This is a genomic window from Azospirillum sp. UFLA03-27 (genome assembly GCF_059803775.1).
Map to the genome: position 1 here is coordinate 1 of NZ_JAUQTX010000327.1, position 6,136 is coordinate 6,136.

The 6,136-nt window shown below is 70.5% G+C and carries 6 protein-coding genes; all 6 read right to left on the reverse strand.

Annotated elements, in window-relative coordinates; all coding sequences use genetic code 11:
- Window positions 1-1,720: chemotaxis protein CheA (locus Q4I23_RS29600; RefSeq protein WP_498528589.1), on the reverse strand; the 1,720-nt coding region annotated here is incomplete at its 3' end.
- Entirely contained in the window at window positions 1,717-2,115 is a 399-nt protein-coding gene (locus Q4I23_RS29605) for a response regulator (RefSeq protein WP_454016478.1), read from the reverse strand. The genes Q4I23_RS29600 and Q4I23_RS29605, both read right to left, overlap by 4 nt.
- A gap of 12 nt (window positions 2,116-2,127) precedes the next feature.
- Window positions 2,128-3,003 (reverse strand): CheR family methyltransferase, encoded by an 876-nt coding sequence (locus Q4I23_RS29610; protein ID WP_454016479.1) that lies wholly within the window; start codon window positions 3,001-3,003, stop codon window positions 2,128-2,130.
- Entirely contained in the window at window positions 3,004-3,621 is a 618-nt protein-coding gene (locus Q4I23_RS29615; RefSeq protein ID WP_498528590.1) for a HEAT repeat domain-containing protein, read from the reverse strand. It lies immediately after the preceding gene.
- A 22-nt stretch (window positions 3,622-3,643) separates the two neighbouring features.
- A complete protein-coding gene (gene cheB / locus Q4I23_RS29620; protein WP_454016481.1) occupies window positions 3,644-4,747 on the reverse strand; it encodes a chemotaxis-specific protein-glutamate methyltransferase CheB in 1,104 nt (367 codons plus the stop codon).
- 18 nt (window positions 4,748-4,765) lie between these two features.
- The gene (locus Q4I23_RS29625) at window positions 4,766-6,121 is read right to left on the reverse strand and encodes a chemotaxis protein CheW (protein WP_498528591.1); all 1,356 of its coding nucleotides are present in this window, start codon (window positions 6,119-6,121) and stop codon (window positions 4,766-4,768) included.
- Window positions 6,122-6,136 lie beyond the last annotated feature (15 nt).

A 6,136-nucleotide genomic window follows, 5' to 3' on the forward strand; every position in this document is an offset into this window, starting at 1 on the left:
CCGCCTGCTCCACCGCGCTGCGCACGGCGTCCATCCCCACCCCGCGGCCCGACAGGTCCGACACGGTCTCCGAGGTGCTGACCCCCGGCAGGAAGATCAGGCGCAACGCCTCGGCGTCGGACAGGCCCGCCGCCTGCTCCGCGGTCAGGGCGCCCTGGGTCACCGCCTTGCGGCGCACGGCCGCCGCGTCGATGCCCGCCCCGTCGTCGGAGACCTCGACCACCACGCCGCCGCTGTCCTGGAAGGCCTGGACGCGGATGGCCGCGACCTCCGGCTTGCCGGCGGCACGACGGCGCTCCGGCGGCTCGACGCCATGGTCCAGCCCGTTGCGGACGAGGTGCAGCAGCGGCTCGCCCAGGATGTCGAGGATGTCCTTGTCCGCCTCCGTCTCGCCACCGGAGACGTGCAGTTCGACCGGTTTGCCGAGCTGCCGCGCGGTGTCGCGGACCAGACGGGGCAGCGGGTCGAAGACGCGCGACAGGGGAAGCAGCCGCAACCGCAGCACCGCGTCCTGCAGGTCGCCCACGATGGAGTCGATGCGGTTGTGGGCCTCCTTGATGCTTTGGGCCAGAGCGTCGGCGCTCCGCCCCTCCTGTGCCTCGCGCGCGAGGTGGGGCAGACTTCCTTTGGCGACGACCAGTTCAGCGACCAGCGCCATCAGCCGGTCCATGCGCTCGGCATCGACCCGCAGCGCCCGCCGCGCCGGGGCGGCCGGAGCGGTGGGCGCCGGCGCAGCCGGGCCGTCGGCCAGGGACTCGACGCAAGGGATGAGCGCGTCCACCGGGCCTTCGGCGGCGCGGTCCAGCGCCGCCCTCTCCGCGGCCCGCCCCTCGGCGGCGAGGATGTTGCGCACCGCCCGCAGCACCGCGGCCCGGCGGGCCGCCGTTTCCTCGTCGCTGCCCGGCAGGCGGAGGATGCGCGCCTGCTCCCGCAGCATGGCCGTGGCGAGGCTGGGCGGCGCAGCGGGGGATGCCGCCTCGGTCAGGGCGGGTATCGCGATCGTGGCGAGGGACACCTGATCGGGAACGCCGCGGAACAGGCGCATCAACTCGTCCTTCGGCGCGCCACTCAGCGCGCGGAAGCGCAGGGCACAGCGGTAGGGGTCGAGGTCGGTCAGCGCCGGCCACGCCCCGGTGGCCTCGATGCGCAGCAGCAGCAGGTCCGGGATGCGGCGGCACAGGTCCAGCGGATCATCCCCGGCGAAGAAGCAATCCTCCGCAGGGGCGTAGGCGATGGCGGTGACCGTGCGCCCGGCGGCCTTGGCCCGGTCGGCCTCCGGCAGTTCGTCCACCCAGGCGAATCCGGCCGGCGTGCCGCTGCCCGCACTCTCCGCCGTCCCGCCAAGGGCGGCGCGCAACCCCGCTTCCTGCGCCTGCGCGCGGGCGTCGGCATCATCAGGAAGGGATTGGCTGTGCTCCAGCCCATCGACCCAGGCCGCGCCGATGTCCAGCAACGCCAGCAGCCGGTCGGCCAATTCGCCGCTCATGGCGGCGCGTCCGTCCCGAACCGCCATCAGGGCATCTTCGCCGGCATGGACCATGCGGGTGAAGGGCGCCAGATCGAACAGGGCGGTGGCGCCCTTCAGCGTGTGCAGCGCGCGGAACAGGTCATTGATCGGAGCCTTGTCGGTCGGGTCGCGCTCCAGCCGCAACAGCGCGGCGCCCGCCGCCTCCAGCAACTCCCGGGATTCCAGGACAAACTGCTCGAACAGCGCGCTCATGACCGTGCCTCTCGACCGGTGAGCAGGCGGGCGGCGGCCGTCAGGTCGGCAGGGCGCACCGGCTTCACGAAGTACCAGTTGGCGCCGGCGAGCAGCGCCTTCTCGCGGTCGCTGTCCTTGGATTCGGTGCTGATCATGATGGCCGGCACGTCCCGCAGGGTCTGCTCCTGGCGCAGGCGGCGCAGCATGGTGTAGCCGTCCATCTTCTGCATGTTGATGTCGACGATCAGCAGGTCCGGCGTGGACGCCAGCGCATGCTCCAGCCCGTCGATCCCGTTCACCGCCTCGTCGACCCGAAAGCCGTCGGCCTCCAAAACCTGCCGGGTGTAGGCCCGGACGGTCACGGCGTCGTCCACCACGAGGACGCGGGGTTGCGGATTTGGTCGATCGGTCACCGGGCGGCCTCCTTAACTCTGGGGCTTCTGATAGAGGATGGCGTCGGGGAACCGGCGCGGCACGAAGAGGGAGGACATCCGGCTCATGCTCTCCGAATGGCCGAGGCAGATGAATCCGCAAGGCGACAGCGCGTCGTAGAACATCGACGTCGCCTCGCGCCGCCCCAGGTCATCGAAATAGATCAGCAGATTGCGGCAGAAGATGACGTCCATGCCACGGAAATTCGCCATCTGGCGCGGATCGGCGATGTTCACGAGCGAGAAATCGATGGAGTCCCGCAATTCTCCCATGATCTGCCAGCGCTGGTCGTCCAGACGGGTGAAGTATTTGGCAACGAGATTCCGCGGCATGGCCTGCAGCGACCGTTCCTCATAAATGCCTTCCTGTGCACGCTCAAGCACATGGCTGTCGATGTCGGAGGCGTAGAGTTCGATCTCGAATTCATCCACCCGGCTCCACCGCTCCAGCAGCGTGATCGCGATGGAATAGGGCTCCTCCCCGGTGGCGCAGCCGGCCGACCAGATGCGCACCCGGCTGCCCGGCTCCCGCCCGCGCACCACCTCGTCCAGCGCCGCGTTCACCAGGCAGTCGAGCTGGTACATCTCGCGGAAGAAGTAGGTCTCGTTCACCGTCATGCGGTTGACGAGAAGCTGCAACTCCTCCCCCGACGCCTGGAAGCGCAGCAGATTCAGGTATTGGCGGAAATGGTCGACGCCGACCGCCGCCATCCGCTCCGACACGCGGCGGTCGACGAAGTAGCGTTTGGCCTCGGTGAAGGACAGGCCGGTGCGTTCCCGCAAGAACCGGCAGAAGGCGTCGTAATCCGCGGCGCTCAGGCCGGCGGTGTCCCCCTTGTCCGAAGGCCCCTTGTCCGAAGGCAGGCTCATTCAGGCTCCGGAAAACAGGCGGCGCGCCGCGTCGACGGAAAAGGTGACGAAGGGGTCGTCCGGAAAACGCGCGCCGAGCCGCTCTACGACCGGCAGGGCCGCGGGATCGCCGCTTTCCATCAGCGCCTCCACCGCGGAAAGGCAGACGTTGACGTGCGGGTCGCGGTCGATCACCCCGGACAGCAGGTCCAACCGGTCCGGATGCGGCAGCTTCCCGATGAGCTGGGCCGCGAAGATGCGCAGATCCGAATCCCCGGCCGTCAGCAGCGGGGCCACCTCCGGCATCACCACGGCGGCGAGCATCTGCTGAAGGCTTTCGATCACGCCATTGCGCAGCCCGACGTCCTCGCTCGCCAGATGGGGCACCAGCGCCGCTGCGGCCGCAGCGGTACCGGTGCGGACCAAGGCGGTGAGAAGGGTTTCGCGGACGCTCGGGTCCTCCTCGCGCGCCAGCCTTGCGGACAAGGCGGGAACGGCATCCGGACGTTCGCCGAGCGCGTGGGCGGCCTGTCGGCGTCGGGCCGGATCAGCGTCCTCCAGCCAGGCCAACGGATCGCCGCCCTCCGCTGCGGTCGCAGGCGTCGCTCCGCCAATCTTCCGTGCCTTCACCAGGGCCATGCCGACTCCTCCACCGCTCCAATCACACTCCCCCCCTCACCCACCGCGTCATCTGCTGGGCCACCCGGTCGGATGGCAGCACCATGTCGGCACCGCCGCGGCGGATCAGTTCTTGCGGCATGCCGAACACGACGGCGCTGGCCTCCGCCTCCGCAATGGTGCGCCCACCCTGTCGGCGCAGTTCCGTCATCGAGGCCGCTCCATCCGACCCCATGCCCGTCAGAAGAACACCGATCAGCCGTGACGGCGCCACGGCGCGCAGAGCGCTCTCGACCAGCCGATCCACGTTGGGATGCCAGCTCCGACGTTCGTCCGCCGGGACGGGCTGGGCGCAGAGCCGTCCGCCGCGCCGGACGATCTGAAGATCGGCCCCGCCGCGCGCGATGCAAACCATACCCGGCTGGAGCGCTGTGGCCGTCGCGGCCTCCACCACCGTCACGTCGGAAATGGTGTCGAGGCGGCGGGCCAGCGGCCCGGTGAAGCTGGCGGGCATGTGCTGGACCACCACCACCGGCCAGGGAAAATCCGCCGGCAGAAGCGGCAGGATGTCTTCCAGCGTGCGGGGCCCGCCGGTGGACACGCCGATCAGCACCAGCCCCTCACCCGGCCCTTCGTCGCCATCCTCGTCGCCGTCGGCCACGGTCCGCGGCTTGGACAGGGAAGAGTCCGCCAGGAAGTCCGCCCCGGCGATGCGCTCGCGCGCCCGGCGCAGCCGTTCCCGCAGCCCCAGCACCCGACGCGGGCGCGACCCGGCGGCGGCGCGCACGGTGTCGACCAGCTCCTCGGCGATGCCGGCGATGGCGCCAATCCCTGACGGCTTGCGCACCGCCTCCACCGCCCCGAGCCTCAAGGCCTCCAACGTCACCTCCGCCCCGTCCGCGGTCAGGGCCGAGACCATCACCACCGGCTTCGGATGCTCGACCATGATGCGCTTCAGGCAGGCGAGGCCGTCCATGCCGGGCATCGTGACGTCCAAGGTCACCACATCCGGATCGAAGGCGGGCAGCCGTTTCAGCGCCTCCGCCCCATCGGCGGCGGTTTCCACCTCGAAACCGGCGGACGAGAGGATATCGCCGATGCGCCGCCGCATCAGCGCCGAATCATCGACGACCAGAACCTTCAGCATGACGGGACCACCTTCCGATCAGACGGCGGCCAGCAAGTCGGCGAGCTGGTCCATGTCCAGCAATTCCGCCGGGTCCATCAGCAGAATCATCCGCCGCTCCCCGGCGCTCTCCAGCGCGCCGATGCGGCGGATCAGCCGATTTTGGGCCTGCGACACGACGGGAGCCGGCCCGATGGCGCCGTCCGGGATGTGGACGATCCCCGCCATGCCGTCCACCAGAAGCCCGGCGCGTGCCGCCCCCGCGGCGATCACCACCACGCGGCTCCGGTCACCAACGCCCCCCTGCCCTTGCCCTTCCGGCAGGCGCAGCAGGCGGCGCAGCGCGACCAGCGGCAGGACGGCGCCGCGCAGCGTGGTCACGCCACTGACGAAGTCCGGTGCATTGGGCAGCGGGGTCACGGCGTCGGGCACACGCAGCACCTCCTGCACCGCCCCGACCGGCAGGCCGTATTCCGCACTGGCCAGCCGGAACACCACGAAGGCCTCCGCCCGCTCCGCCTCCATTGCCACAGCCGCCTCTCCCTCGCGTCCCTGAGCGCCACCGCCGAATCCAGCGGCCGAACCGGCGCCATCTCCCGCGCCATGACGGAACAGCCGTTCCGCCGACAGGACCGGGATCAGCCGCGCGCCGCCGTCCAGCCGCGCGATGCCGTCCATGTCCTCGAACTCCGCCTCCCGTGCCATCAGCGGCGGCACCGGGTCGATCCGTTCGCGGGAAACGCGCAGGATTTCCCGCACATCCTCCACCACCACACCGACCAGCCCCTCCGCCGTGCGCAGGACCGCCACCTTTCCGCGGCCCCCCCGATCCTTCTCCGCGTCGAGCCCGAACAGCTCCCTCAGCCCGACCAGGGGAAGCAACGCGTCGCGCAACGTCATCATGCCCAGCAGATGGGCGCGGGCGCGGGGAACGCGGGTCACCGCTTCAGGGACCGGAACGACTTCCCGCACCGCCGCCACCGGCAACGCGAACTCCTGCTCCGCAACGGTGAGGACGACGAGTTGTTCCTCGTCCTGCGGAGCCGCAGCGTTGCTTTTCAGCTGGGCTGGGGCGCTGAAATCCACGGCCCCTGCAGGGCTGCCGATCCGCCCGAGGTCGGCGAACTGCCGTTCGATCAGCGGCCCGGGATCGAGGATCAGAGCGCCGTCCCGTCCGTCCGAGGCCAGGATGGCGCCAGCCAGGAGATCCGCGTCGATGGACGGATCGGGCGTCGCCCCGGAGTCGGCGATGCGGCCCTCGTCCACGGCGGACAGGCCCGACACACGGTCCACCAGCAGGCCGACCGGCTGTCCGTTGTGACGGAGAATCAGCAGTCGCGCCGCCTTCGTATCCCCATCGTCGGTGCCACCCTCCCCGGCCTGTCTCTTATACACATCTCCGAGCCCACG